This window comes from Paraburkholderia sp. GAS82 (assembly GCF_050436285.1).
Lineage (GTDB): Bacteria > Pseudomonadota > Gammaproteobacteria > Burkholderiales > Burkholderiaceae > Paraburkholderia > Paraburkholderia phenazinium_B.
This window is the reverse complement of record NZ_JBNDLX010000001.1, coordinates 1,093,028-1,117,561: the sequence shown is the minus strand read 5'-3', so window position 1 is coordinate 1,117,561 and position 24,534 is coordinate 1,093,028. Positions and strand designations below refer to the sequence as shown.

Annotated in this window: 25 protein-coding genes; 15 read left to right on the top strand and 10 right to left on the bottom strand. The window is 60.1% G+C overall.

Annotated features, from left to right (window positions below):
- Nucleotides 1-78 precede the first annotated feature (78 nt).
- The 3 genes from P3T17_RS04885 to P3T17_RS04875 are packed head-to-tail and all read right to left on the bottom strand — an operon-like array spanning nucleotide 79 to nucleotide 3,729.
- Nucleotides 79-1,089, bottom strand: a complete 1,011-nt coding sequence (locus P3T17_RS04885) for a substrate-binding domain-containing protein (RefSeq protein ID WP_429405038.1) — start codon at nucleotides 1,087-1,089, stop codon at nucleotides 79-81.
- 50 nt (nucleotides 1,090-1,139) lie between these two features.
- On the bottom strand, nucleotides 1,140-2,135 hold the full coding sequence (locus P3T17_RS04880) for an ABC transporter permease (protein ID WP_074264565.1): 996 nt from the start codon (nucleotides 2,133-2,135) through the stop codon (nucleotides 1,140-1,142).
- Between the two features lie 40 nt (nucleotides 2,136-2,175).
- A complete protein-coding gene (locus tag P3T17_RS04875) occupies nucleotides 2,176-3,729 on the bottom strand; it encodes an ATP-binding cassette domain-containing protein (protein WP_429405036.1) in 1,554 nt (517 codons plus the stop codon).
- Nucleotides 3,730-4,148: 419 nt separating this feature from the next.
- On the opposite strand from P3T17_RS04875, the gene P3T17_RS04870 reads away from it, so the two are divergent.
- The 5 genes from P3T17_RS04870 (at nucleotide 4,149) to P3T17_RS04850 (ending at nucleotide 9,295) form a co-directional block, all read left to right on the top strand.
- The gene (locus P3T17_RS04870; protein WP_074264563.1) at nucleotides 4,149-5,045 is read left to right on the top strand and encodes a LysR substrate-binding domain-containing protein; all 897 of its coding nucleotides are present in this window, start codon (nucleotides 4,149-4,151) and stop codon (nucleotides 5,043-5,045) included.
- Between the two features lie 211 nt (nucleotides 5,046-5,256).
- Nucleotides 5,257-6,006, top strand: a complete 750-nt coding sequence (locus P3T17_RS04865) for an SDR family NAD(P)-dependent oxidoreductase (RefSeq protein WP_429405034.1) — start codon at nucleotides 5,257-5,259, stop codon at nucleotides 6,004-6,006.
- Nucleotides 6,007-6,082: 76 nt separating this feature from the next.
- A complete protein-coding gene (locus tag P3T17_RS04860) occupies nucleotides 6,083-7,411 on the top strand; it encodes an MFS transporter (RefSeq protein WP_429405032.1) in 1,329 nt (442 codons plus the stop codon).
- Nucleotides 7,412-7,451: 40 nt separating this feature from the next.
- Nucleotides 7,452-8,297: a transketolase gene (locus tag P3T17_RS04855; RefSeq protein ID WP_429405030.1), complete on the top strand. Its 846-nt coding sequence runs from the start codon at nucleotides 7,452-7,454 to the stop codon at nucleotides 8,295-8,297.
- Nucleotides 8,294-9,295 carry a transketolase family protein gene (locus P3T17_RS04850; RefSeq protein ID WP_074264559.1) on the top strand — a complete coding sequence of 334 codons (1,002 nt, stop codon included), beginning with the start codon at nucleotides 8,294-8,296 and terminating at the stop codon, nucleotides 9,293-9,295. The genes P3T17_RS04855 and P3T17_RS04850 overlap by 4 nt, the downstream gene beginning before the upstream one ends.
- 258 nt (nucleotides 9,296-9,553) lie before the next feature.
- Here the strand turns inward: P3T17_RS04850 and P3T17_RS04845 are convergent, their stop codons facing one another.
- The gene (locus P3T17_RS04845) at nucleotides 9,554-9,937 is read right to left on the bottom strand and encodes a cupin domain-containing protein (protein ID WP_429405028.1); all 384 of its coding nucleotides are present in this window, start codon (nucleotides 9,935-9,937) and stop codon (nucleotides 9,554-9,556) included.
- Nucleotides 9,938-9,942: 5 nt separating this feature from the next.
- Nucleotides 9,943-10,539, bottom strand: coding sequence for a LysE family translocator (locus P3T17_RS04840; RefSeq protein ID WP_429405516.1), 597 nt, complete (start codon nucleotides 10,537-10,539; stop codon nucleotides 9,943-9,945).
- Between the two features lie 94 nt (nucleotides 10,540-10,633).
- Here P3T17_RS04840 and P3T17_RS04835 point away from each other — a divergent pair, with 94 nt between their 5' ends.
- The gene (locus P3T17_RS04835) at nucleotides 10,634-11,491 is read left to right on the top strand and encodes a LysR family transcriptional regulator (RefSeq protein WP_429405026.1); all 858 of its coding nucleotides are present in this window, start codon (nucleotides 10,634-10,636) and stop codon (nucleotides 11,489-11,491) included.
- Between the two features lie 47 nt (nucleotides 11,492-11,538).
- Here the strand turns inward: P3T17_RS04835 and P3T17_RS04830 are convergent, their stop codons facing one another.
- Both P3T17_RS04830 and P3T17_RS04825 read right to left on the bottom strand, forming a co-directional pair.
- Entirely contained in the window at nucleotides 11,539-12,015 is a 477-nt protein-coding gene (locus tag P3T17_RS04830) for a YybH family protein (protein ID WP_074264556.1), read from the bottom strand.
- A gap of 34 nt (nucleotides 12,016-12,049) precedes the next feature.
- Complete coding sequence (locus P3T17_RS04825) at nucleotides 12,050-12,721, bottom strand: DUF4336 domain-containing protein (RefSeq protein WP_429405514.1); 672 nt, start codon at nucleotides 12,719-12,721, stop codon at nucleotides 12,050-12,052.
- A gap of 518 nt (nucleotides 12,722-13,239) precedes the next feature.
- Here P3T17_RS04825 and P3T17_RS04820 point away from each other — a divergent pair.
- A complete protein-coding gene (locus P3T17_RS04820; protein ID WP_429405024.1) occupies nucleotides 13,240-14,211 on the top strand; it encodes a PDR/VanB family oxidoreductase in 972 nt (323 codons plus the stop codon).
- A 478-nt stretch (nucleotides 14,212-14,689) separates the two neighbouring features.
- On the opposite strand, the gene P3T17_RS04815 is transcribed toward P3T17_RS04820, so the two are convergent.
- Nucleotides 14,690-15,931: an NAD(P)/FAD-dependent oxidoreductase gene (locus P3T17_RS04815; RefSeq protein ID WP_429405022.1), complete on the bottom strand. Its 1,242-nt coding sequence runs from the start codon at nucleotides 15,929-15,931 to the stop codon at nucleotides 14,690-14,692.
- A 179-nt stretch (nucleotides 15,932-16,110) separates the two neighbouring features.
- Entirely contained in the window at nucleotides 16,111-16,713 is a 603-nt protein-coding gene (locus tag P3T17_RS04810; protein ID WP_429405021.1) for a TetR/AcrR family transcriptional regulator, read from the bottom strand.
- 178 nt (nucleotides 16,714-16,891) lie between these two features.
- Between P3T17_RS04810 and P3T17_RS04805 the strand changes: the two genes are divergently transcribed.
- The 4 genes from P3T17_RS04805 to bufB all read left to right on the top strand — a co-directional run bounded on the left by P3T17_RS04805 (nucleotide 16,892) and on the right by bufB (nucleotide 19,545).
- On the top strand, nucleotides 16,892-17,443 hold the full coding sequence (locus P3T17_RS04805) for a sigma-70 family RNA polymerase sigma factor (protein ID WP_429405019.1): 552 nt from the start codon (nucleotides 16,892-16,894) through the stop codon (nucleotides 17,441-17,443).
- On the top strand, nucleotides 17,440-18,081 hold the full coding sequence (locus P3T17_RS04800; protein ID WP_429405017.1) for a DUF1109 domain-containing protein: 642 nt from the start codon (nucleotides 17,440-17,442) through the stop codon (nucleotides 18,079-18,081). The genes P3T17_RS04805 and P3T17_RS04800 overlap by 4 nt, the downstream gene beginning before the upstream one ends.
- A gap of 181 nt (nucleotides 18,082-18,262) precedes the next feature.
- Nucleotides 18,263-18,574, top strand: coding sequence for a BufA1 family periplasmic bufferin-type metallophore (locus P3T17_RS04795; RefSeq protein ID WP_074264537.1), 312 nt, complete (start codon nucleotides 18,263-18,265; stop codon nucleotides 18,572-18,574).
- A 41-nt stretch (nucleotides 18,575-18,615) separates the two neighbouring features.
- A complete protein-coding gene (gene bufB / locus P3T17_RS04790; RefSeq protein WP_429405015.1) occupies nucleotides 18,616-19,545 on the top strand; it encodes an MNIO family bufferin maturase in 930 nt (309 codons plus the stop codon).
- Between the two features lie 25 nt (nucleotides 19,546-19,570).
- On the opposite strand, the gene P3T17_RS04785 is transcribed toward bufB, so the two are convergent.
- Nucleotides 19,571-20,494 (bottom strand): LysR family transcriptional regulator, encoded by a 924-nt coding sequence (locus P3T17_RS04785; RefSeq protein WP_429405512.1) that lies wholly within the window; start codon nucleotides 20,492-20,494, stop codon nucleotides 19,571-19,573.
- Between the two features lie 212 nt (nucleotides 20,495-20,706).
- On the opposite strand from P3T17_RS04785, the gene P3T17_RS04780 reads away from it, so the two are divergent.
- Genes P3T17_RS04780 through benD form a run of 4 tightly spaced genes read left to right on the top strand, consistent with a single transcriptional unit; the run spans nucleotide 20,707 to nucleotide 24,384 of the window.
- Nucleotides 20,707-22,065, top strand: coding sequence for a Rieske 2Fe-2S domain-containing protein (locus P3T17_RS04780; RefSeq protein ID WP_429405014.1), 1,359 nt, complete (start codon nucleotides 20,707-20,709; stop codon nucleotides 22,063-22,065).
- On the top strand, nucleotides 22,062-22,550 hold the full coding sequence (gene benB, locus P3T17_RS04775; RefSeq protein ID WP_429405012.1) for a benzoate 1,2-dioxygenase small subunit: 489 nt from the start codon (nucleotides 22,062-22,064) through the stop codon (nucleotides 22,548-22,550). The genes P3T17_RS04780 and benB overlap by 4 nt, the downstream gene beginning before the upstream one ends.
- A gap of 38 nt (nucleotides 22,551-22,588) precedes the next feature.
- Nucleotides 22,589-23,611 (top strand): benzoate 1,2-dioxygenase electron transfer component BenC, encoded by a 1,023-nt coding sequence (gene benC / locus P3T17_RS04770; protein WP_429405010.1) that lies wholly within the window; start codon nucleotides 22,589-22,591, stop codon nucleotides 23,609-23,611.
- On the top strand, nucleotides 23,608-24,384 hold the full coding sequence (benD, locus tag P3T17_RS04765; protein WP_074264538.1) for a benzoate diol dehydrogenase BenD: 777 nt from the start codon (nucleotides 23,608-23,610) through the stop codon (nucleotides 24,382-24,384). The genes benC and benD overlap by 4 nt, the downstream gene beginning before the upstream one ends.
- Nucleotides 24,385-24,534 lie beyond the last annotated feature (150 nt).

The following is a 24,534-nucleotide window of genomic DNA, read 5'->3' as shown; positions in this document are numbered from 1 at the left end:
TCCGTATGAGGTCGGTCGGCGTTGAAGCGCCGCTCGCGAAATGCGAGCGACGGATCCGCGGCGCGTCCTGCTGAAGCATTAGTATTGACCCGCTGACGGCGGATAGACCCGTTTGACGGTTGCCTGTGCGTCCGGCTGGTCAATCGTCTCCTTCGTCACGAGGGGCTCCTTGAGCGCCAGTTCCTGAGTGGTCGGCTTGTGATTCAGCGCATTGAAGACCTGTGTAGTTGCATCAATCCCCTGTCCTACGGCCTCCTGCAAGTAGATACCCTGGATCTGCCCATAGCGCAGCAGCTTGATCGTCGTCGGGCTGCCGTCTGCCGTGACCACCGCTACCTTGCCGACGCTGCCGCGCGTCTGCAGCGCCTTCGCAGCGCCGGTGGCGGCTTCGTCATACATGCCGTAGATTGCCTTGACATCAGGATGCGCCGTGAGAACATCGTTGGCCTGCTGGACTGCCTCGTTGACGGTCAGCCCGTGGGTCTCGAGTACCTGCGCAACGTCACAGCCGCCGCTCTTGAACGACTCCTGGGCGCCCTTCATGTATTTCTGCGCATTTTCCCGGTCCTGCGGCAACGATAGCACCGCCACCTTGTTGCTGCCTCGATCCTTCGCGAGCTTGCAGACGTACGCACCCTCGGCTTTGCCGGTGTCGTAGTTGTTCGCAGTCACAGCTGACGTGTAGTCAGTTTCACCGGCCTGCGGCCCAATACCCGCAAATGCCACCGGCACGGACTTTGATTTCAGCAGCCGCAGCACGGGAGGCGTACTGGTCGAACTGACCGGTCCCATCACGATTGCGCTGACTCCGCGTGTCAATGCGGTGCGAACATTGTCCATCTGCCTGGCCGGCGAATTCTCGGACGTGAACTCCACGTAGTTCATGCCCAGCTCCTGTGCCCTTTGCTTGACGCCATAGGCAACCCATTGCCAGTACGAAATATCCAGCGACGGCGCGATATACGCGATGGTTTGCTTGTCCTGCGCGACCGACATCTGCGACGCGAGTCCCGCGGCGAGCGTCAGTGCCGATGCTGCAATAAACCTTGCGAGCGGCTTGCCCGAAAACCCGCTTCCTGATTTTGACACGCGCTTATCCATCATTGTCTCCTTGACTGCTAGCGTGAGTGAACCCGTGCCTAACGCCGGGCTTTGGTTACGCGGTCCACGAGGACCGCAACGAGAATCACGACACCGGTCACGGTGCCTTGCCAGAAGCTGTTGACGCCAATGAGGTTTGCGCCGTTCTGAATGATCGTGATCATCAGCGCACCGAGCAGCGCGCCAATCGCCGAACCGGTGCCGCCAAAGAGACTCGCACCGCCAATGACGACCGCTGCGATCGCCTGCAACATCAGGCTCGACCCTGCTGTGGCTTCCGCGTTGCTGATGTATGACACGCTGACTATGCTTGCGAACGAAGCGAACAGTCCCGAAAGCAGATAGGCACCGAGCCGTACGCGATTGACGGGAATCCCGATGACGCGTGCCGAAGAACTGCTGCTGCCGATCGCATACAGCCACCGGCCCGCGACGATCTTGCGCAGACTGAATTCGATGGCGATGAGCAGTAGCACGCACCACAAAGCGTAATTGGGTAGGCCCGGAATCAGCGTTCCCGAATTCAGCAGCCAGTAGTCGGGGTTGGAGATGGGCAACGAATGGCCATCCGTCACGATGAATGAGAGACTGCCCGCAATCGCATAGGTGCTGAGCGTTACGACGAATGGCGCAAGTCCAACGAATGTAACGAGCGCACCGTTAATGGCGCCGATAAGGAGACCTACCGACAATCCGGCAAGACTACTGACGATCGCACCGTAACCGTGCGCCATGACAAGACCGGTGACCATACCGGTAAGCGAAAACACCGAACCCACTGACAGATCGATGCCGCCCGTAATGATCACGAGCAGCACGCCGAATGCCATGATGACGAGCGGTGCGGCCGCTTGCGTAACATTGGATATATTGCCGCCGGACAGTGCCGCCGGGACGATCATGCCGACCGCGAGTTCGATCACGATGATCGCAATCGCAATAGCAATCTCGGTGCGATACGCCGAGAACAGGCGACGACCCGTGCCGCCTTGCCGCACGTGCCCCTCCGCGATCGAATGAGTGACTGATTTCATGACTGTCTCCAGGTAGATATCGTTCTTTCACCAACCGAGCCTAGGCGGCCATGCCTGTTGCGGTGGCGAGCTGAGTTTCATTGACGTCGGCGTGCCGCAGAACCTCGGTTGGCTTACCGTCGAGATCGAAAGCGAGCACGGTGTCGCATAGTTCGACCAGCTCGATGTATTCGGTGGACCACCAGACGACCGTGGTTCCCTGCTTCGCCATCTTTCGAATCAGCGTGTAGATCTCGCGCTTCGTGCGGATGTCGACGCCGCGGGTCGGCTCCTCGAGCACCAGCAGCTTCGGACTCAGCAACAGCCAGCGGGCAATCAGCAGTTTTTGCTGGGTGCCGCCGCTCAAGGTAGCGGGGAGATCCCAAAGCGAGCCCGCGCGGATCTTCAGCGCTTCGAGTAGTTGCGCGCTCTGTGCAATTTCGGCGCGTCCCACGACATTGCGTCGGTTGACGACACGCGCTGCCGCAACGAGGTTGTCCACAATCGGCAGAGTGGCGAGGATGCCCTTGTTCGAGCGATCCCCCGACACGAATCCGACGCCATCGCGCGCACCAGCTGAGGGATGCGAATAACTGACGCGGGTACCGTCTCGTGTGATAGTCCATGCGCCCGCGGGGGTGATACCGGTCAGCGCATCGATCAGCGACGACGGGCCAACTGGCGCACCCGCAAGGCCGATAATTGCGCCGGCCGGAACTTCAATTGCCACGCCGTCTCGCTCGATGCGAAGCGTGCCGCCGGCAGCAGCATGCGCGACCGGCGCGTTGTCATCGCCATCTTGCGCCAGTGCTTCGTTTGAGCTCCGCTGGTTCGCCACCTCTATGAAATTCGCCGGCGCTTCTTCCACCACGACGTTTTGCCCCATGCATTCGACGATCTCACGGTCTGTGATCGCATCCAGTGCGATGCGGTCGACCGCGGTCTTGCCGTCACGGATAATGGTGCAGACGTCCGCAATCTGGCGAATCTCGCGCATCCGATGCGATACGAACAGCACGGCGAGGCCGGTGTCGGCAATCAGCCGGCGTATCACCGAAAACAGGCGGCCCGTTTCCGCAGCGGTCAGATTCGCAGTGGGCTCGTCGAGCAACAACAGCTTCGCACCAGATCCCAGCGCACGGGCTATCTCCACCAGTTGTCGCTCGTGCAACGTCAAGCCACTGACCGGTCTCGCCGCCGATTCGCGCGCGAAGTGTGGATCGATCAGCGAAAGCGCTTCGATCGCGATGCCCATTGACGCGCGTTCGCTGTATTTCGCCGTACCACGACGCAGCCGCGGCATGGCGATGTTCTCGGCCACGGACAGATGCGGCAGAAGCGCCAGTTCCTGATTGACCACCGCGATCGTGCCCGCTGCGACGTGACCGCCTACGGATGCACCGATCGCTTGCCCGTCGAATTCAAGCGCACCACCGTCGCGCTCAAACTGACCGGAGATGATCTTGATCAGCGTCGATTTGCCCGCGCCGTTGCCCCCCAGAAACGCGTGAACTTCGCCGGGCGCGATCGAAAGATCGAATCCCTTCAGCACGCTAGTGGGTCCGAAGCTTTTGACGATCGAGCGCGCTGTCAGCAAGTAGTGTTGCTCTGCCATGGGGTGTCTCCTGCGGCGATTGCCCCGCGAGGCTGCACACTTTGTTTGTCTTGCGACGAGTGTTGTCAGCGCAGCGGTAATAAGCGGTACGTATAGCTAACGGACGCGTTAGCGGGATGCTGGCGGAATCGTCGAAGTGGTCAAGCAACGGGCGAGTTGCGCGGAGCCAAGGTCCCTTATGTGTGCGTCGACTGATCGCGCTTTCAGCCGGAAAGTCGGATAATTCATTGCTGTCTCCTACGCAGTTGTTGCACTGCGCAATGTCTGTGTATGGTTTGCCGCGTCGCCACCCTGTAAATTGCCGGGTCAGCAGCGGGAGCGCTGTGGCTCCCAGGTTGTGCGGCTTGTTGACAGAATGGCAGCGCAGATGGCGTGCGAACAAGGCGGTTTCATTCAACTGCATCTGAAATAAATTCAATATGCGCATTCCACCGGTGAAAGCCATCATCGCTTTTGAGAGCGTGGCCAGGACGAAGAGCGTCAACCGCGCGTCTGAAGAATTGGGGCTTACCGCATCGGCGGTCAGCCATCAGGTCAGCAATCTCGAGTCGATCATCGGCCAACCTCTCTTCTATCGATCCGGCCGCGGCCTTGTGCTGACGCCTACTGGCGAGCGTTACCTGTCCGATGTGACGGGGTCGCTCGCGGACCTTAGTCGCGCAACCGAGCGCGCATCGAGCCGTGCCGATGTCGAAATTCTGCGAGTGCATTCCAGTCCAAGCTTCGGGCTCATGTGGCTGCTGCCACGGCTCGAGTCGTTTCAGAAAGCCAACGGGGATATCCAGCTGAATCTGGCCTGCTCGTATGAAGACGTATCGTTCACGAGCGGCTATTACGACATCGACTTGCGCCACGGCTATGCCCACTGGCGAGATCTGGAAGTGAAGACGCTACGTGGCGAATTTATCGCGCCACTTGCTTCTCCTCGGTATCTGGAAAGCAACCCCGTGGAAACCCCCGACGATCTGCTGAAGCATCGTCTTATCTACTCAGAGACGCCGCTCGTGCAGTGGAAGCAATGGTTTGGGCGTACCGGTGTGTCTGCCGCTCACAAGACCTTCGACTTTTCGTTCGACAGGTCCTACATGTCGCTGGAGACGGCTGCGCTTGGATTGGGCATCGCGCTGGAAAGCCTGATGCTCGCGTCTGTCCGGATCAAGGAAGGCGCGCTCGTGCCGGTATTCGACAGTACGCATGCAGTTGAAGTGGGCGCGCATCACCTCGTGTACCCGCCTCAAAACGCAGAACTGCCGCGTGTCACGCGCTTCATTGCGTGGATCGAGCGGGAGATTGGCCAGATGGAACGTCCCGCCTAGCCCCCGAATTCCTCCTGCAGCACCAGGGTATTCCAGCACCCGGATCGACCGGATGAATGCGGACGCCGTGCGTATGCGGCGTCACGCCAAGGTTCCCGCTCCTCAGCACGTCACCTGAAAATTTCTCACGCACAGTTGAGCAGTACCTCGTTGATGCGACCAGCCGTGCAGTAGACACTTCGGCCATCACATCAACACTCAGGAGACAACGATGCTGCTCGAGAACAAGGTCGTAATCGTTACAGGTGCGGCTTCGCCACGCGGAATCGGCAAAGCAGCCGCCAGGGCCCTCGCTGCACAGGGCGCGCACGTTGTGATCCTCGACCTGCGCGAAGAAGACGCAAAGCAGGCCGCGGCCGATCTCGGCGACCCTCACCTCGGCCTCGCCTGCGACGTCACCGATAAGGCCGCGTGTTTGTCAGCCGCGAAGGCGACGATCGAACGGTATGGCCGCATCAACGGCCTCATCAATAACGCCGGCATCACGCAGCCGGTACGCACACTCGATATCAGTGCCGAAGGCTTCGATGCCATCGTCGACGTCAATCTGCGCGGCACGCTCTATATGTCGCAAGCGGTCCTGCCGGTCATGAAAGAACAGAAAAGCGGCAGCATTGTTTGCATGTCGTCGGTCTCGGCCCAGCGGGGCGGAGGTATTTTTGGCGGGCCGCACTACAGCGCCGCGAAGGCGGGTGTCCTCGGTCTTGCACGCGCGATGGCCCGCGAGTTCGGTCCCGACAGTATCCGCGTCAACTCGATCACACCGGGTCTGATCCAGACAGATATCACCGGTGACAAGCTCACCGCGGAAATGCGGGTCGACATTCTCAAGGGGATTCCCCTTGGCCGGCTCGGCGATGCCGCCGACGTGGCTAACGCATGCCTCTTTCTGGTCAGCGACCTCTCGACCTACCTCACAGGAATCACGCTCGATGTGAACGGCGGCATGCTTATTCATTGATGACGGCGTCCCTTGCGGAAAGGGACGTTGCATCCCAGGCACCCGGGCTAACCCGAGGTCATGGAAGGAGACAAACATGAAATCGAAGTACACCGCTTCGCCCGTCGCAGACGATGTCCTGCCACAGACAAGCTCGACCAGCTTCGAGTCGAGAACCTACGCGAAGGTCAGCCGGAGGCTCATCCCGTTCCTGATGTTGTGCTATCTCGGCGCCTATCTCGACCGGGTCAATGTTGGTTTCGCGAAGCTGCAGATGCTCAATGATCTGCGCTTTAGCGAAACGGTCTACGGCATGGGCGCGGGTATCTTCTTTCTCGGCTATTTCCTGTTCGAGGTGCCGAGCAATCTGGTTCTGCATCGCGTCGGGGCACGCAAATGGCTCGCCCGGATCATGCTGACGTGGGCGGCGATCTCCGCCTGCTTCATTTTCGTCAAATCGCCGACGGCCTTCTACGTGCTCCGTTTTCTGCTTGGCGTCGCGGAGGCTGGTTTCGCGCCCGGCGTGATCCTCTATTTGACCTACTGGTTTCCGGCCGCACGCCGGGCCAAGGCCCTATCGCTGTTTTTCATGGCGATTCCCCTCGCCGGCATGATCGGTGGTCCGCTATCGGGTTGGATCATGCACTCGCTTCAGGGCACCCTGTCTCTTGCTGGCTGGAAGTGGCTGTTTCTTCTTGAAGCGTTGCCATCCCTCGTGCTGGGTGTCGCGATCCTGCTATATCTCGACGACAGCATTGCCAAGGCAAAGTGGCTAAAGGAGTCCGAAAAGAACCTGCTCGCACGCAATGTCGTCAGCGACAACCAGCACAAGATTGCGCACATTTCAGTCAAATCGTTCATAGGCGATCGCCGTTTGTGGTTGATGGCGGCAATCTACTTTTGCGTCGTGCTGGGCCAGTATGGCCTCACCTTCTGGCTGCCGACCATCATCCGGAAGTCAGGCGTGGCCGATCCGCTGTGGGTAGGCTTCTTCACCGCGATTCCCTACCTGTGCGCCATCATCGCGCTGCCACTCGTGGGAATGAGCGCGGATCGGTGCCGCGAACGAAGGCTGCATCTCGCGATACCGATGCTGGTTGCCGCCGCAGGTTTCGCGGTACTGCCTGCACTTGGCAGCGTGCCGGCATCCATCGTCTGTCTGAGCATCGCGGCAGCCGGCATCCTGGCGTCGTCCTCGCAGTTCTGGTCGTTACCGACGGCTTTACTCGGCGGCATGTCCGCTGCTGCCGGAATCGCAGCCGTGAACTGCGTCGCCAATCTCGCAGGCTTCTTCTCCCCGGCCATCGTAGGCTGGCTGAACGACCTGACAGGGAGGTCGACCGCGGGGCTGATCTTCATCTCGCTGGCTATCACACTAGGAGCCTGCCTCGTCTTCCTGGTGCCCGCAAAATCAGTGAACCGCTGAGCCTCTTTCCACCCCTTTCCGACTGATCACAGGAGACCATATGAACAGTCCGTCCACCGTGCCCACGGCGGCTCTTGCCGAACACGCTTATCGTATCCGCAGGAATGCACTGTTGATGGGTGAAGTGCAGGGCCAGGGCTATATCGGGCAAGCGCTCGACATAGCGGATGTGCTGGCCGTCGCTTACTTCGGCGCCATGCGATATCGCCCGGAGGAGCCAGAGTGGGAAGACCGCGATCGCTTCCTGCTGTCCAACGGGCACTACGCCATCGCGTTGTATGCCGCGCTGCTCGAGGCAGGTATCCTGCCGCAGGAAGAGCTCGAAACGTACGGCAGCGACGACAGCCGTTTGCCAATGTCCGGCATGGCCAGTTATACGCCCGGCATGGAGATGTCAGGTGGCTCGCTCGGCCACGGCTTGACCATCGCGGTTGGCCGTTGTCTGGGGCTCAAGCGAAAAGGATCGCAATCGTTCGTGTACACGCTGTTTTCGGACGGCGAACTGGACGAAGGTGCGATCTGGGAAGGCATCATGTCCGCAGCGCACTGGAAACTCGACAACCTGATCGCTATCGTCGACGTCAACAACCAGCAGGCCGACGGCCCCTCGACACAGATCATGTCGTTCGAACCCCTCGTCGAAAAACTGCAGGCGTTCGGATGGTTCACGCAGCGTGTCGACGGCAACGACATCGCCGCCGTGGCTGCCGCATTCGAAGCGGCCCGTCAGCACCCTGCTGCACAACCTCGCATGATCATCGCCGATACGCGTATGGGATGTGGCGTGCCGTTCCTGGAACAACGCGAGAAGAACCACTTTATCCGCGTCGATGAGCATGAATGGCAATTGGCGCTTCAGGCACTCGAAGCTGGGAGAAAAGCATGAGCAATGCAACGATGAACAAGCCGCGCCTGAAAACGTCAGCGATGATTGCGTCAATCGCCGGCGAAGGACAGGTCACGCGTTCGGCGCCTTTCGGTCACGCTCTGGTGGAGTTGGCCCGGCAGAAGACAAACGTGATCGGCATGACGGCCGATCTCGGCAAATATACGGACCTGCATATCTTCGGCAAGGCGTTTCCTGAGCGCTACTATCAGATGGGGATGGCGGAGCAGTTGCTGATGGGCGCAGCAGCGGGGCTCGCGCACGAAGGTGCGCAACCGTTTGTTACCACGTACGCGGTATTCGCGACACGCCGCGCCTATGACTTCATTCATCAGGCGATCGCCGAAGACAATCTCGATGTGAAGATTGTCTGCGCATTGCCTGGGCTGACGACGGGCTACGGTCCCAGCCACCAGGCCGCTGAAGATCTCGCGTTGATGCGCGCCATGCCGAACATAACCGTCATCGATCCATGCGATGCACTGGACATCGAGCAAATGGTGCCCGCAATGGCAGCGCACAAAGGACCGGTATATGCGCGCCTGTTACGCGGCAACGTACCCGCCGTACTCGACGAGTACGATTACACCTTTGAGCTAGGCAAGGCCAAGATGCTGCGCGACGGTGCTGAAGTACTGATCATCTCGTCCGGCATCATGACGATGCGCGCACTGGAAGTAGCCAAGGTGCTTGAAAGCGATCGGATCGGTGTAGGAGTTCTTCATGTGCCGACGATCAAGCCGCTCGACACAGAGACAATTCTACGTGAAGCTCGGCGCTCCGGCCGGCTCGTCGTCGTAGCGGAGAATCACACCGTGATAGGCGGTCTGGGTGAAGCCGTGGCTGCGGAACTGATGCGCTCGGGTGTCTCATGCCCATTCAGGCAGGTGGGGCTTCCCGACGCGTTCCTCGCTGCCGGTGCGCTGCCCACGCTCCACGACCGTTACAGGATTTCGACCTCTACAATGGCAGAATCGATCAAAGCCTGGCTAACCTGAGTAATCTTGGCTGAACTGGCGCGCCTGGTACTGGCCACGACGACTTCACCCGTTCTGGATCGGATCAACCGCGCGCTGGCTCTGCTCATGGCAGGAGTGCCTGCTTCGGATGCATAGGTCGCAGGTCATCCGGGCTGTCATCGAGGAGCGACTGATGCCTTGGCGCGCTGCTGAACAGCTTGGGCTGAGCGTGCGTCAGGATCAGCCGCCGCCGGATTATGCTCCGGTCGACGCGACCGGCCGCGCAACCCCAGCGACTCAAGCCAGCTGCTGCGCGAGCGTCCTGGTTAGTGGCGTAGTGACGTTGCCCGTGTGCCGTGTCGTGACCGACTCGATCAGGACGATCCAGCATTCCTCTTCTGCTACGGGATTGTGCAGCACGCCACGCGGCACGACGTGCATGTTCCCTCGCGCCAGGGGCACCACACGCCCATTCTCATACTCCATGCGCAGATTGCCGCGCACGATATAGAACAGTTCGTCCTCGCCGTCGTGGCTGTGCCATGCAAGCTCGCCACGCACCTTCGCGACCTTGACATATTGGTCGTTGACCTGTGCCACGACCTTCGGCGACCAGAACTCGTGTATCGAATCGAAGGCAGAAAGCAGATCAAAGGATTCGGCAAACAACATCGTGTTCATCTTTTTCATCTCCACATTGGAATGATCGATACCGCGAGCAAAATCGCCATTGATACGTTCAAAAGCCGCCATTGCGCCGGTGTCTTCAATAACCGTGCAAGCAGCACACCGGCAGCACACCAAAGACACAACGACACGGACGCGGCCAACACGAACGCACAGCCGAGCAGTGCCGCGAGATGCACTGGCCCTTCTGCCAACATGGCGAACGACGCCGCTGCCCCCAGCGCCATCGCCCAAGCCTTGGGGTTGAGCAAAAGTAAGCCGGCACCGCCGATGAAGGTAGTCGGCAATACGGCGCCGTCATTCGTCACAGGCGCCCCGCTACGCGCGATTTTTATCGCCAGCCAGAGCAGATAAGCAGAGCCGATGGTTTTCATGCCGGTCTGCAGGAATGGCGCGGCAAGCAGGATGCCCGCCAGGCCGGCTGCCGCCGCCGCTGCCAACGCGCCGAGCCCTACCGCAATGCCCGCGAGCAGAGGTGTGGAACGGACGAACCCGAAGCGTGCGCCCGACGCAGTCGCGAGCGTTGTCGCGCCGCCCGGTGAAATCGTGGCGACGGTGACGAAGAGGAAGAGCGGTGCGATCGATAGAGCAGACATGGCGATCCCTAAATGAGACCGCAGTGTAGGCAACCGCTGGGCATTAGTGAAACGAAGAATACTGATGCCATCCATTACGGGACATAATGTCTGTATGAACAGGAATCTCGACATCACCCTCGTCCGCACGTTCGTGACGGTGGCCGACACAGGCAGCATGACGGTCGCGGCGAATATCCTTCATCTGACGCAAGGCGCGGTCAGCCAGCAGATCAAGCGGCTGGAGGAAACCTTCGATTGTGTCCTGTTCGAGCGCGACGGGCGCCGGCTCGAACTATCGCCCGTCGGCGAACGTTTTCTCGGCAAGGCGAAGCGCCTGCTCGGCATGAACGACGAGATCTGGGTCGACATGACGGCACACCCGGTGTACGGCAAGCTCAGGGTTGGCGTTCCGTATGATCTGGTCGGAACGCACTTTCCACCGGTGTTCAAGGCGTTCGGCGAGGCTTATCCGAACGTCGAGGTATCACTGGTGTGCGCCACGTCTCCTGAACTGAGCGACGCGATGGACGTCGGTTCGCTCGATCTCGCGGTCGTAGAGGAAACTGTTGGTGTGGCGAGCGGCGAATGCCTGCGCGTCGAGCAGCTCGTGTGGGTCGGCGCGCGCGGCGGAAACGCGCATCTGAAACGGCCACTGCCTATCTCGATGGTCGCCGATTCCTGTGGCTTCAGGCCGGTGGTGCTGGCGGCACTTCGCGACCAGGGCATCGAATGGCGCACCGTGTTCGAGAGCGGCAACCTCGAGGCCACCACCGCCACCGTACGCAGCGACCTGGCTGTTACCGCATGGCTCGCCTCGACCATCCCCGCCGACCTCGAGATTCTGAGTGGCGACGATGATCTCCCTGGCTTGCCAAACTTTTCGATTAATCTGCGCCTGCCGTCAGTCGTGCCACCTGCTGCGCAGGAGTTTGCGCGGTATGTGCGCGAGCGGTTGGTGCGGATTTCATAATCGACCAACTGAACTTGGGGCAAGTCATCGCCGCAGCAAGCGGCTGCTTACGGAAGCACTTCGTTCGGCGTAGCGCTGAACGAAATGAACCGGGCAATGGACCACTTGCCATCGGGCTGCCGTTTGAAAATGTCCATCCCCGCTTCGGTACTCACGCTCGACTTGCCCCCCTTCTGCGCAGTAAGTGTCCAGAACAGCCGAACTATGGCGATATCCCCGGAAACAATGATCTCGCGAAGATCGGGACTGTCGTAGTGAAGTTGCAACTCAGGTTTTGCCAGCACAGCCTTTAGCCGCCCGCAGAGCGCGTCCCGGCTACCATCAGGCGCCTCGGGAACGGTCGAAATCAGATCGGGGGCGAACAGGTCGCAGACCCCTGCAGCATCGCGAGCGTTGAACGCCTCCGTCCAACGCTGCAGCCGATTCGTGATGGCGGCCGTGTCTGAATCCACGTCCGCGCGAGCTGAAGTCGCCGCGCCGACGGCGGTGAACACGATGGCCATCGCCAGCAGCAATCTGCTCATGGGAGGTCTCCAATCAATCGGTCGCGACGCCGGTTCAGAGCCACGCCAAGCCGGCGCGGACCTGCGCGTGAGCATCGTCCGTCAGCGGCTCGCCATGGGCCAGTACGACTTGCTCGAACGGCCAGGCGAGCAGCCGATCCACACAGGCGCGAGCCCGCTTGCGGTCGCGATAGACCAGACGCAGGAGGGGATGCCAGCCGACGTGACCGAGCACGCCACCCAGGCGCAAGTAGTTGCGCGTTAGCCAATGCGGCGACACGCGAAAGTTCTCGACCAGATCGCAGGTGATTAGTGTGCGCGTTGCCGGGTGATAAAACACCGTCTCGCCGAGCATGGAGCCTTCAATCGTCAGCAGTTCGAGATCGTTACGCCACTCGGGATGCGGCTGGTCCGTCAGCGTCGCGCCGAAACGCAGGTCCCGGCGCTTGCGTTGCAAGGCGACTGGACCATGCAGCAGTGCCTGTGGATACGTGGCCACTGCTTCTGACGCGTACATATGGTGAAACAGGTTTGGACAGACGATATGCGCGACTGGCCCGAGCGCGTCGATCTCACTGCGAAGCTGCTCTGGGAGCGCGACGGGCGAATGCAGCAGCAGCTTGCCCGATGACAGGCGAATCACAGTCATTCGCGTGCCGAGGTGCAAACCGATGAAAGAATGATGAACCGAAGCGGTCCAAATATTCTTTGCCAATTCCTGCAGCACCGGCGCCACCCCCGACAATGTGTAAATCTGACCATTCTCGACGGTTACGTTCGCTACCGTCAAACGAGTACTAACCCGAGTGATCAAGAGTCTGCACGCTGCCTTCACTGCGACTATCCGCGTTCGCGAACCTCAGCCTCATCTCTACCGCACACATCCTTGCACACCCTCCCCCTGGTAAATCCTTTATCCCCTTAGGGAAAAGCAACAGTACTGCTGAAGACATTGCGCATATCTTCCGGACAGCATCGCTTCAGATTCAAGGTGCACCCAGTGTGGAGGCACCGTATATATCGGTCAAATCGATCGAAAATATTTCAAGTTATTAGGCCGACAGATATCAGGAATGCGAGAGTATTGCGTGTCCCTCCCTGACGCTTAATATCCATCGCACTTATTTAACAACCAATTTTTAATCGATTTGCCTGATTCGCCAGATAGCCCTACGCTTGCCGAACTACCGCATGCAGCGTTGCGTGCGACCTGCTTACTTCTCGCCTCAAGCGCCCAGCAAGACCATGGAAACAACCACACTCAGCGTTCGGGTCGACGCCGTTCACGACGAAGCAAGCGACATCCGCTCGTTTAGCGTCTCGCGTATCGACGGCCTGCCGTTCGATCGCTACGAACCCGGCGCGCATATCGATGTGATGAGCCCTGCCGGCGTCACACGCCAGTACTCGCTGTGCGGCGACCCCGCGCGGCACGATGTGCACACTTTTGCGGTCAAGCGCGAGACGCAGTCGCGAGGGGGTTCCCGCTCACTGCACGACGACGTCAAGGTCGGTAACGAACTGACGATCGGCGCTCCGCGCAATCTTTTCCAGTTATGTCCCGACGCCAGCGACCATGTGTTGATCGCGGCGGGCATCGGTATCACGCCTTTGCTCAGCATGGCGTATCAGCTAGTCCGGCAGCATGCCCCGTTCGTCCTGCACTACTTCGCGCGCAGCGAGCAGCACGCCGCCTTCCTGCGCCTCCTGTCGAGCGCACCATTTGCCGGTCACGTGCAGTTTCACTTCGGCGTCGAACGTGACAAACTGGATGCGGTGTTGAGCTCATGTATCGCCGACGTCCGCGAAGGCACGCATCTCTACACTTGCGGGCCCGCGCCGTTCATGGACCGCGTGGTCGAGATCGGCTCAACTCGCCTGAGCGAGGACGCGGTTCATCTGGAACGCTTCGCAGCGCCTGTGGCCGCCGACAATGTCGAAAGCGGCCTTGACACGTTCGAGGTCAGGATTGCAAGCAGCGGCGCTACCGTGCGTGTCGATGCATCTACGTCGATCGTCGACGCGTTGGCGGAAATCGGCATCGAAGTGGAAACGTCGTGCGGTGAAGGCATCTGCGGCACCTGCATGGTCGACGTCGCGAGCGGCGAGCCGGAGCATCGTGACCATTGTCTTAGCAAAGCGGAGCGCGCAAGCGGCAAGGTGATCTGCTGCTGCGTATCGCGCTCGAAATCGGCCGTACTGGTGCTCGACCTTTGAGTTTTCGATCGACGTGGCCAATCCACCCAACCAGGCGCGCACCACGAGTAACGCCACGCCGGCCGCCTATGCAAGCGGCAGCGAGAAACGGCATTCGAGACCGCCTTGCGCGACCGGTTTCGTGCATATCTGACCACCATAGTGCGTCACGACGGTGACTTTCGATCTGCGGCCTTACAAGGTGGGCTGGCTGGCATCGGTAAAGCCGTCCTGCTGGTGACGCCCCCTGTCGCCCTGGCGCCGGGGAATGCAGAGGGAAGCGCAGATACCGTGTTTAGCGCCGCCGCCATAGCTGCGCTGTGGCTGGAGAGGGTCATCTTTTCCATTGCCGTAATGCTCAGACGTTCAATACCCTGGTGGCTTCCTGGGCTGGTTAGCTTTGCTAACTATTAGCGATGCACTTCCGGACTAGGTTCCGCCATGTCGCCAGGAGAAAGGCAACTCACCCTCATTCCTGGGTCGGCTGCCTCTATGTCGCCTACCGGAATCGCTCGGGACGAAACGGATAGGGATCGGCAACAGGCGTTGCGCCAGTCATCATTTCCGCCAGCAGGCGGCCTGACACGGGGCCGAGTGTCAACCCGTGATGGTTGTGACCAAACGAGAACCAGAGCCCGCGATGGCGAGGCGCCGCTCCGATAACCGGCCGCATATCCGGCGTACAGGGACGCAGACCAAGCCAGGGCGCGTTGTCCAGCCGCCGGCCGAGGCCGAAGATGGGTCGGGCAATCTGCTCCGCCCGACCCAGTTGAATGCCCGTCGGCGCTGCCTCACGTCGGGCGATCTCCACGCCGGTCGTCAACCGCAGGCGTCCTTGCATGGGTGCGATCACATAGCCTTTCTCCGTGTCGACAAGCGGCACGGAAAGCATTGCCCGGGTGGCCTCGTAATGCATGTGATAACCGCGCTTCGCCCGCAGCGGTATGCGATAACCGAGCGGTGCGAAAATCTTGTCGGACCACGGTCCGAGGGCTACTACAACCTCCCCTGCGCTGATCATGCCTTGCGATGTCTGCACGGTCCATGCGTCGGCCTGCTGGCGCAGCGTGGTCGCCTCGCCGGTCAAAAGCTGGCCGCCACCTTCCTCGAACAGTCGCGCGTAACCCTTCGTCAATGCGCCGGGGTTGGCAACGCTCGCCGGATCTTGCCAATGCAACGCGCCACTGAATCCCGGCGCAAGACCGCATTCGCGCGCCTGGAGTGCGGCGGCATCGAGCGGTGTCACGCGCAATCCATGGGTACGCGCTTTCGCTTCGGCTACTGCGGATTGCCGTTCAAATTCTGCCTCCGTACGGAATGCCTCGAGCCAGCCGCCGTGATGCACGAGGCTGGCAAGGCCTGCGCGTGCGATCAACGCATCGTGTTCGACGACGCTTCGCCGGATCAACGGAAACATGTCACGCGCAGCAGCTTCGAGGCGGCTCGGGGACGACTCCCACCAGAAGCGCGCGAGCCACGACGCAAACGTCGGCAGCGCCTTGTAGTCCCAGTAAAGGTCCGTCGATTGATTGCGCAGATAGCGCAGCAGCGTAGCGGGATGGCGTGGAAAGGCGTACGGGACCACAGACGAACTTTCGATCAGCCCGGCATTGCCGAAGCTGGTCTCCTCACCCGGGCCGCGCCGGTCGACGAGTGCCACGCGGCGTCCGCGATCCTGCAGATGCAGCGCGCTCGACACGCCAACCATTCCGGCTCCCAGCACGATCACATCGAAATCCATCCGCTCGCTCCAATTGCCATGCCACTCACTGCTTCGCGATGATGTCGCGCTTGTGCGTCAACGACAACATCTCCGTGATCGAGGACATGAAGCATGTCATCGATCGCGCGGTTTCAGGCGCCGGAGTGCTGCCAACTACGTTGCCAACGTTCCTGGCATGGAACGGCGATCCGCCCCGCTCATTGACGGCTCGCCGCTCCCACCTCGAGCAGCGCCAGCGCCGGCCGCACGACTCCCTCCAGCAGCGCACGGTCCGGCCTGGTCCGGGCAAGCACCCGTATGCCGAGATGAACGCCCAGCAGCAACCGCGCAAGATCGTCGGCAGACTGTGCAGTCGAAATCTCGCCGGCCTGCTGGCCGGCGTGCACACAGCGCCGGAAAAACGCTTCTACGGCCACCAGCACGTTGGCGATCGTCGCCTGAAAGCCCGCGTCGTGTGGCGCGACCTCGAGCGCCGAATTCACCAGCAGGCATCCCTTACGATCCCTGTCGCTAACCGAGCGTTCGACAATCTCCCGAAAGAACGCCTTGATGGCATCGAGCGGCGGCAGGTTGACCTCGAATCTCGACACCCGGTCGCCGAAGCTTCTTGCAATGTAGTGTGTCAACGCCCGCTCGAACAACGAGCGTTTGTCCCCAAACGCGTTGTAAAGACTTGCCCCCGTTATTCCCATGCACTGAGCGAGATCCCGCACAGTAGTCGCCTCGTAGCCATAGACCCAGAACTGGTGGGCGGCGGCATCGAGGACCTCATTTTCATCGAATTCCCGTGGTCGGACCATGCTCCCTCCAGCCATCGTGTCGCGTCACGCCGGTCGCGATTGCAACGTCACATACATTGCGATATTCTAAATCATCCGATCTAAAATAACCTGATGTAATGGCGAAGCTCCTTTGCCATCACACCACAGCCATCACGCATCCATCTGGCGGCCTGAGAACGCAAGGCACAGGAACATCATGACCGTGTACTCCGCAGAGGAGCGTCTGAGAACATTGTTTGTCGCGGGCCTTGCAGGCGACGCATCGCAGTACCGCGCATTCCTGTCCGAACTGACGCGTCACCTGCGAGGCTTTCTTCGCAAGCGGATTCCGCAACTTCACGACGACGTCGAGGATCTCGTTCAGGAAATCCTGCTAGCCGTGCATAATGCACGTCATACGTACCGTCCGGATGAGCCGCTCACCGCGTGGGTCCACGCGATCGCGCGTTATAAACTTATGGATTTCTTCAGAACGCGTGCGCGACGGGAGTCGTTGCACACGCCCCTTGACGAGCACGATGACATTTTCGCCGAGGTCGACGACGAACCGGCCGACGCCCGCCGCGATATCGGGAAACTGCTGGACCACCTGCCGGACAAGCAGCGGCTCTCGATCGTGCACGTCAAGCTGCAGGGACTTTCGGTTGCGGAGGCCTCCCGGTTGACGGGGCTATCGGAGTCGGCCGTCAAGGTCAGCATCCACAGGGGGCTCAAGGCTCTGGCCACATACGTCCGGAGAATCGCATGAGAACGGATGATCTCGTCGGACTGCTCTCGACCGGCATCACGCCCGTAAAAGGTGGCACTGCGGGCCGTCGGTTCGGCATCGCCCTGCCGCTCGCCGCTATTGGCGCGACGCTATTGATGGCTACGGTATTTGGCATTCGCCCCGATCTGGGCGCCATCGTCAAAACCGCGATCTTCTGGGAAAAGCTCGCGTTCCCGCTATGCGTTGCAATCGGCGCCCTGGTTGCGACCGTGCGGCTGGCGCGCCCCGGCGCCAGGGTTGGAGCCGGATGGCCTGTCATGGTGACGCCGGTGGTCATCGTCTGGATTGCCGCAATGGTGGTCGTCGTCAGTACCGCGCCGCAATACCGCTTGCCGGTGATACTCGGGCAGACCTGGCGCACCTGCCCATTCAATATCCTTCTGCTGTCCGTTCCGGGTTTCATCGCCATCTTCTGGGCGGTCAAGGGACTGGCTCCTACCCGGCTACGATTGGCTGCCGCCATCTCTGGCCTGCTGGCGAGTTCGACCGCCACGGTCGCGTACTGCTTTCATTGCCCCGAAATGAGCCCCGCGTTCTGGAGCGTCTGGTACGTGGCCGGCATGCTGCTTCCAGTCGCGCTCGGGGCCGTTCTGGGCCCCAAACTGCTTCGGTGGTAGGCGACGGTAATCGGCACCGGGAATGCTCTGCCGGCTCGTTGATCGGGCCGCCTGCTTTCGTCGCACCGTAGCGCCGAATGCAAAAAAATAAAGTTTCCCTGTAACCGGACACCTCCAGCGCACGAATTAGATGGCGTATCCAGCACGGGTACTCCTCTATTTCAACTTCTGGAGAATTTCCATGTCCGCCAAAGCCACTGTCAGCTCCACCCTGCTCGCCGGCGTCGTCGCAAGCCTGCTCGCTTCGGCCGCCCATGCAGCACCGCTCACCAGTGCGGAAGCTAGCGCCGCTGTCGCCGCTCACAAGGAAAAGTGCTACGGGGTCGCGCTCAAAGGTCAGAACGACTGCGCTGCCGGTCCCGGCACCACCTGCCAAGGTACGTCCGCGATGGATTTCCAGGGCAACTCATGGAAGTTCGTTCAGGGCGGCACCTGCACGAATATCCAGGTGCCCGGTGGCGGCCACGGCTCGCTGACTCCGCTGAAGTCCTGATCCTCCAGACCGCAAAAGCCAGAACAGGACAGGAGGCGGCCATGACCGATTTCCCCCGAACGACGCAACCCGGACCCGACGGGCGCGGCCGTCCTCCCCATGCACCGGCCGCCGCGCAGCACGTTGTCGGCACCAGTTTCAAGCACGAACATCTTGCCGATATTTTCGCGGACGGACTAAAAGACGGCTTCTTCGAAGTCCACGCAGAAAACTATATGGGGGCTGGCGGTCCGCCGCATCGGCTGCTTGCTGCGATCCGCGAGCAATATCCGCTCTCGATCCACGGTGTCTGCATGTCGATCGGCGGCCCTGGCGCGCTGGATGCGGCTCATCTCGCGCGCTTTCGCGATCTGGTTGCACGCTACGAACCCGCGCTGGTGTCGGAGCACCTCGCATGGTCCTCACATGGCGGCCAGTTTTTTAACGACCTGCTGCCTTTGCCGTACGCAAAAGAAACGCTCGAGCACGTGTGCGAACACATCGAGCAGGTGCAGGACGCCATCAAACGCCCCATCCTTCTTGAGAATCCGTCGACCTATGTCGCTTTCGCGTCGTCGACGATGAGCGAAACCGATTTCATCTGCAGCGTCGTTCAACGCACCGGTTGCGGCTTGCTGCTGGACATCAATAACGTTTTTGTCTCGGCAACCAATCACGGCTTTGCAGCCGCGGCGTACCTCGACGAATTGCCGCTTGATCAGGTGGGCGAAATACATCTGGCCGGACATAGCGAGCAACGCGACGACGAAAACGAACTGCTGCTGATAGATAGCCACGACCGCGCTATTCCCGAGCCCGTCTGGAATCTGTATAGGGATGTCGTATCGCGTACTGGACCGAGGCCGACGCTGATCGAATGGGACAGCAACCTTCCTGCCTGGCCTGTGTTGCGAGATCAGGCCATGACCGTCCGGCAGATCATCGTCGAACACGAGACGTCACTCGCGGAAGCGCCTGGCCATGGCGGCTGAAAATCGTCGGTGCCTCTCGTACGCGTTACCGCCCCCAGTCGGTACGCGGTACATGGGGTATCTGTTGTTCATCGTACAGCCGGTAGACAAGCTCAAGCATTTCCCGAATGTCACGCGACTCGTCCAGCGCACGCATGCTCATTATGATTGGTGATACAAGCGTGGGGTCGTCCAGTTCCTTGTAGCTCACGTCGTCACGCTTGAGGCCATATACGCTGCTGGGAACGACAGCAATTCCTTCCCCCGCGGCTACGAGACCCAGTGCAATCTGTAGCTCCCGTACTTCGTATATCCGGCGCGGCTTGAGCGCACGGTCGTGGAAGGCCGAAAGCACCTGGTCTGCATAGCTGGGTCGCGGCGCCTTGGGGAAAATAATCAGCGTCTCGTTGACCAGATCTCCAAGCGCGAGGGCTGGCTTGACGAGAGAAAGTGGATGCCCCTCGGGCAGCGCCACAATCATCTTCTCCTCACGAAGAATCACCCGGCGGATATTCGCATCCTCATGACGGATACGCCCAAATCCGATATCGATTACGCCGTCTTTCAGCGCTCTGAACTGGTCCATCGTCGACATCTCGTGAAGACTGAGTTCGACGGTCGTGTTCTCGTCGCGGAAGCGACGGATGATTTTCGGCAGCATTCCATACAACGTCGAACCCACAAAACCGACCGAAAGGCTGCGCTCGATGTTGCCCACGCGCCTCGTCATGGATTCCAGTTCGGCTGTCTGAGCCAGCACCTGCACTGCGTGGGAATAGAAGAACTTGCCCGTCTCCGTCAGCTTCAGCGGACGCGAGTTGCGCTCGAATAGCTGCACGCCAAGGATCTCTTCCAGTTGTTGTATCTGACGACTCAATGGCGGCTGGGCGATATGCAGCCGCTGCGCCGCACGCGTGAAATTGCGCTCCTCGGCAACGGCCACGAAATAGCGAAGGTGTCGCAACTCCATCTCTATACCTCCAGGATATAGCCCGATACCCAATCAGTGTTGGACGGTGCCTTTTGGCGTCCATTAATCTGCATTCATAGGGCGTTTCGGAACCCGATTATACCTTTCAGGCATTCTGGGTCACCTTGCATCAAGGGTTAACCCGGCAAAAAACATTCAGAGCAAGGACAACCAGATTGTCCTTCGCCTGGAGCACGCATAGAGGAGCACACATGTCAGCCATCATCGACAAAGCCAGACAGCTGGATGAGTTGCTGCACACCGCGGTTCAGGAGGACAAAGGAAGTGGCGTATTCCGTTGCCGGCGCGACATCTTCACCAACGCCGATCTGTTCGAGCTCGAGATGAAACACATCTTCGAGAACAATTGGGTGTACCTGGCGCACGAAAGCCAGATTCCCAACCACAACGATTACTACACCACGTGGGTTGGCCGTCAGCCCGTGGTTGTCACCCGCGACAAGAGCGGTGAACTGCACGCCGTCATCAACGCCTGCGCGCACAAGGGTGCGATGCTGTGCAGACGAAAGCATGGCAATAAAGGCAGCTTCACCTGTCCATTCCACGGCTGGAGTTTCTCCAATACAGGCAAGCTGCTGAAGGTGAAGGATGCGAAGACCACCGAATATCCGGTGCAATTCAATACCAATGGCTCGCATGACCTGAAAAAAGTCGCTCGTTTTCAGAACTATCGCGGCTTCCTTTTCGGCAGCCTTAACGCGGACGTTTTGCCGCTGGAGGACTACCTCGGAGAGACCAGGATCATCATCGACCAGATCGTCGACCAGGCGCCAGACGGACTCGAAGTACTGCGCGGCAACTCCTCGTACATCTACGACGGTAACTGGAAGATGCAAATGGAGAACGGCTGTGACGGCTACCACGTCAGCACGGTGCACTGGAACTACGCCGCGACGATGGACCGGCGCAAGGTCGATGGAACCAAGGCAGTGGATGCGAACGGCTGGAGCAAATCGGTAGCGGGCGTGTACGGGTTCGAACATGGCCACATCCTGCTGTGGACCAACACGATGAATCCCGAAGTGCGCCCCGTCTACCAGCATCGCGAAGAAATCGCGGCGCGCATCGGTGAAGCGAAGGCGAAATTCATCGTCGGCCAGACCCGGAACCTGTGCCTGTATCCGAACGTGTTTCTGATGGACCAGTTCAGTACGCAGATTCGCGTAGTGCGCCCGCTCGCCGTGGACAAGACCGAAGTCACCATCTTCTGTTTTGCGCCGAAGGGTGAAAGTGCTGCCGAACGCGCTACGCGGATCCGCCAGTACGAGGACTTCTTCAACGTCACGGGAATGGGCACCGCAGATGACCTCGAAGAATTTCGCGCGTGCCAGGCCGGTTATGCCGGGACCGCTGCGTTGTGGAACGACCTTTCGCGCGGCGCGCCGTTGTGGGTCGACGGCCCGGACGAGAATGCCCGGAGCATGGGTCTCAAGCCGCTTGTTTCAGGCGAGCGTAGTGAGGACGAGGGGCTCTTTGTGTGCCAGCACGAATACTGGGTGCAAGCGATGAACCAGGCACTGAAGAAGGAGCAAGAGGAGGCGCTGACATGAATTTCGACTACCAGACAATCTGCGCCACCCTGTACCGTGAAGCGCGTCTGCTCGATGACCGTCAGTGGGACGAGTGGCTGGCCTGCTACGCGGAGGACGTCTCCTACTGGATGCCGGCATGGGACGACGACGACCAGCTTACCGATGACCACGAGAGCCAGATCTCACTGATGTATTACCCGGATCGGGGTGGCCTTGAAGACCGCGTGTTCCGCATCAAGACCGAGCGCAGCGGTGCATCGATGCCTGAACCGCGCACCAGCCACAGCGTGACGAATGTGGAAGTGATGGCCGAACGTGGCAATGAAGTCGATGTGCGCTACAACTTCAACACGCTCAATCACCGCTACAAAACCACCGACCATTTTTTCGGCACGATGTTCGTCACCTTGCGAAAGGCCAATGACGACCTGCTGATTTCCAGCAAGAGAATCGTGCTGAAAAACGACTATATCCGCCAGGTGCTCGACATCTATCACGTTTGATTGGCATGTCGGGACGGGTGGGAAATGAAGGAGACAACATGTCCAGCTACAACATTGCCCTGAATTTCGAGGACGGCGTGACCCGTTTCGTGGAATGCAATGCCGGCGAAAAGGTGCTCGATGCGGCCTTTCGCGCGAGGATCAACCTGCCGATGGATTGCTCCGATGGCGTGTGCGGCACCTGCAAGTGCCGCGCCGAAAGCGGCCAATACGATCTGGGCGACGATTATATCGAGGACGCTCTGAGCGACGACGAGAAGAACAGCGGTCTCGTCCTCACCTGCCAGATGGTGCCGCAAGGTGACTGCGTGATTGCGGTACCAGCATCGTCCCATGCCTGCAAGACCGGGCAGAGCCGGTTCGCCGCGACGGTATCGAAGGTCGAGCAGCACAACGATGCTGCCGTCGTTCTCGAACTCGAGGTAGAGGCAACGGCACCGGCATTTCTGCCGGGCCAGTACGTCAATATCGATGTTCCCGGCAGCGGCCTCCATCGTTCGTATTCCTTTTCGTCGGCGCCCGGTGAATCAAGAATTAGTTTTCTGATCAAAAAGATCCCCAATGGCGTGATGAGCACCTGGCTCGAATCGGCACAGCCAGGCAACAAGGTGGAGCTGACCGGGCCGCTTGGCAGTTTCTATCTGCGTGCCGTGCAGCGCCCGTTGTTGTTCCTCGCCGGCGGTACGGGCCTGGCGCCGTTTCTGTCGATGCTGGAAGTGCTGGCGCGCGCCGATACGCAACAGAAGGTTCACCTCATTTATGGCGCGACGCGGGATCTCGACCTGGTGCAGGTCGATGCCATTGAATCGTACCTGGAAAAGTTGCCGAATTTCACCTACAGCACCGTCGTGGCCAGCACGGACTCGGCCCATCCCCGCAAGGGCTGGGTGACGCAGCACATCCCGGCAGAGGCCTTGAACGATGGCGATGTCGACGTCTACCTGTGTGGGCCACCGCCGATGGTCGATGCAGTCCGCAAGTATTTCGACGACAACGGCATGAAGCCCAACAGCTTCTACTACGAGAAGTTCACGCCGAACGCAGCATCGGCGACCCCATGAGCACGCAACGATTTGCCGGCAAGGTCCTGGTGGTCACCGGTGCAGCACAGGGCATTGGTCGCGCTGTGGCACTTCGTGCGGCCGCCGAGGGCGGCAAGGTGCTGTTCGTCGACCGCGCCGACTTCGTCTGCGAAGTGGCCGCCGAAGCGAACGGCGCTGACACGGCGGGATTCGTTGCCGACCTCGAAACGTATGAGGGCGCCGCATCTGCGATGGCTTTTGCGGCGCGGCAGTTTGGCGGCATCGATATTCTGGTCAACGGTGTCGGCGGTGCGATTCGCATGCGTCCGTTCGCCGAGTTCGAACCCGCACAGATTGACGCGGAAATTCGCCGCTCACTCATGCCGACGCTGTACGCCTGCCATGCTGTGCTGCCTCACCTGCTTACGCGCGGTAGCGGAACCATTGTCAATGTTTCATCGAACGCCACGCGGGGTATCCGCCGCGTACCGTATTCGGCGGCCAAGGGTGGTGTCAACGCGATGACGCAGTCGCTGGCAATGGAATACGCGGAGCACAACATCCGCGTCGTCGCTACTGCGCCTGGCGGGACCGACGCGCCTCCCCGGCGTGTTCCTCGCAATCTGGCCGGCGACAGCGAGCAGGAAAAAGTCTGGATGGGCGATGCGGTGAAGCAGGTTACCGACTCGACCTTTTTGAAGCGCTACGGCAGCATCGACGAACAGGTCGCGCCCATTCTGTTTCTCGCTTCGGACGAGGCGAGCTATATCACCGGTACGGTGCTGCCGGTCGCGGGCGGCGATACAGGCTGACGGACAGGTGCACTTCCGTCTTCTCTAACGGCACCGGGAATGCTCTGCCGGCTGGTTGATCGGGCCGCCTGTTTTCGTCGCACCGTAGCGCCGTAGCGTCGAATGCAAAAAAATAAATTTTCCCTGTAACCGGACACCTCCAGATCACGA

What these genes read in the sequence shown, in the direction of transcription:
- P3T17_RS04870 (WP_074264563.1), top strand. Translation starts at nt 4,149, where the DNA reads ATGCGCATTCCACCGGTGAAAGCCATCATCGCTTTTGAGAGCGTGGCC.
- P3T17_RS04820 (WP_429405024.1), top strand. Translation starts at nt 13,240, where the DNA reads ATGGAAACAACCACACTCAGCGTTCGGGTCGACGCCGTTCACGACGAA.
- benD (WP_074264538.1), top strand. Translation starts at nt 23,608, where the DNA reads ATGAGCACGCAACGATTTGCCGGCAAGGTCCTGGTGGTCACCGGTGCA.
- benB (WP_429405012.1), top strand. Translation starts at nt 22,062, where the DNA reads ATGAATTTCGACTACCAGACAATCTGCGCCACCCTGTACCGTGAAGCG.
- P3T17_RS04830 (WP_074264556.1), bottom strand. Translation starts at nt 12,015, where the DNA reads ATGAGCAGATTGCTGCTGGCGATGGCCATCGTGTTCACCGCCGTCGGC.
- bufB (WP_429405015.1), top strand. Translation starts at nt 18,616, where the DNA reads ATGACCGATTTCCCCCGAACGACGCAACCCGGACCCGACGGGCGCGGC.
- benC (WP_429405010.1), top strand. Translation starts at nt 22,589, where the DNA reads ATGTCCAGCTACAACATTGCCCTGAATTTCGAGGACGGCGTGACCCGT.
- P3T17_RS04785 (WP_429405512.1), bottom strand. Translation starts at nt 20,494, where the DNA reads ATGGAGTTGCGACACCTTCGCTATTTCGTGGCCGTTGCCGAGGAGCGC.
- P3T17_RS04795 (WP_074264537.1), top strand. Translation starts at nt 18,263, where the DNA reads ATGTCCGCCAAAGCCACTGTCAGCTCCACCCTGCTCGCCGGCGTCGTC.
- P3T17_RS04840 (WP_429405516.1), bottom strand. Translation starts at nt 10,539, where the DNA reads ATGTCTGCTCTATCGATCGCACCGCTCTTCCTCTTCGTCACCGTCGCC.
- P3T17_RS04800 (WP_429405017.1), top strand. Translation starts at nt 17,440, where the DNA reads ATGAGAACGGATGATCTCGTCGGACTGCTCTCGACCGGCATCACGCCC.
- P3T17_RS04850 (WP_074264559.1), top strand. Translation starts at nt 8,294, where the DNA reads ATGAGCAATGCAACGATGAACAAGCCGCGCCTGAAAACGTCAGCGATG.
- P3T17_RS04860 (WP_429405032.1), top strand. Translation starts at nt 6,083, where the DNA reads ATGAAATCGAAGTACACCGCTTCGCCCGTCGCAGACGATGTCCTGCCA.
- P3T17_RS04845 (WP_429405028.1), bottom strand. Translation starts at nt 9,937, where the DNA reads ATGAACACGATGTTGTTTGCCGAATCCTTTGATCTGCTTTCTGCCTTC.
- P3T17_RS04805 (WP_429405019.1), top strand. Translation starts at nt 16,892, where the DNA reads ATGACCGTGTACTCCGCAGAGGAGCGTCTGAGAACATTGTTTGTCGCG.
- P3T17_RS04810 (WP_429405021.1), bottom strand. Translation starts at nt 16,713, where the DNA reads ATGGTCCGACCACGGGAATTCGATGAAAATGAGGTCCTCGATGCCGCC.
- P3T17_RS04835 (WP_429405026.1), top strand. Translation starts at nt 10,634, where the DNA reads ATGAACAGGAATCTCGACATCACCCTCGTCCGCACGTTCGTGACGGTG.
- P3T17_RS04880 (WP_074264565.1), bottom strand. Translation starts at nt 2,135, where the DNA reads ATGAAATCAGTCACTCATTCGATCGCGGAGGGGCACGTGCGGCAAGGC.
- P3T17_RS04815 (WP_429405022.1), bottom strand. Translation starts at nt 15,931, where the DNA reads ATGGATTTCGATGTGATCGTGCTGGGAGCCGGAATGGTTGGCGTGTCG.
- P3T17_RS04855 (WP_429405030.1), top strand. Translation starts at nt 7,452, where the DNA reads ATGAACAGTCCGTCCACCGTGCCCACGGCGGCTCTTGCCGAACACGCT.
- P3T17_RS04780 (WP_429405014.1), top strand. Translation starts at nt 20,707, where the DNA reads ATGTCAGCCATCATCGACAAAGCCAGACAGCTGGATGAGTTGCTGCAC.
- P3T17_RS04875 (WP_429405036.1), bottom strand. Translation starts at nt 3,729, where the DNA reads ATGGCAGAGCAACACTACTTGCTGACAGCGCGCTCGATCGTCAAAAGC.
- P3T17_RS04865 (WP_429405034.1), top strand. Translation starts at nt 5,257, where the DNA reads ATGCTGCTCGAGAACAAGGTCGTAATCGTTACAGGTGCGGCTTCGCCA.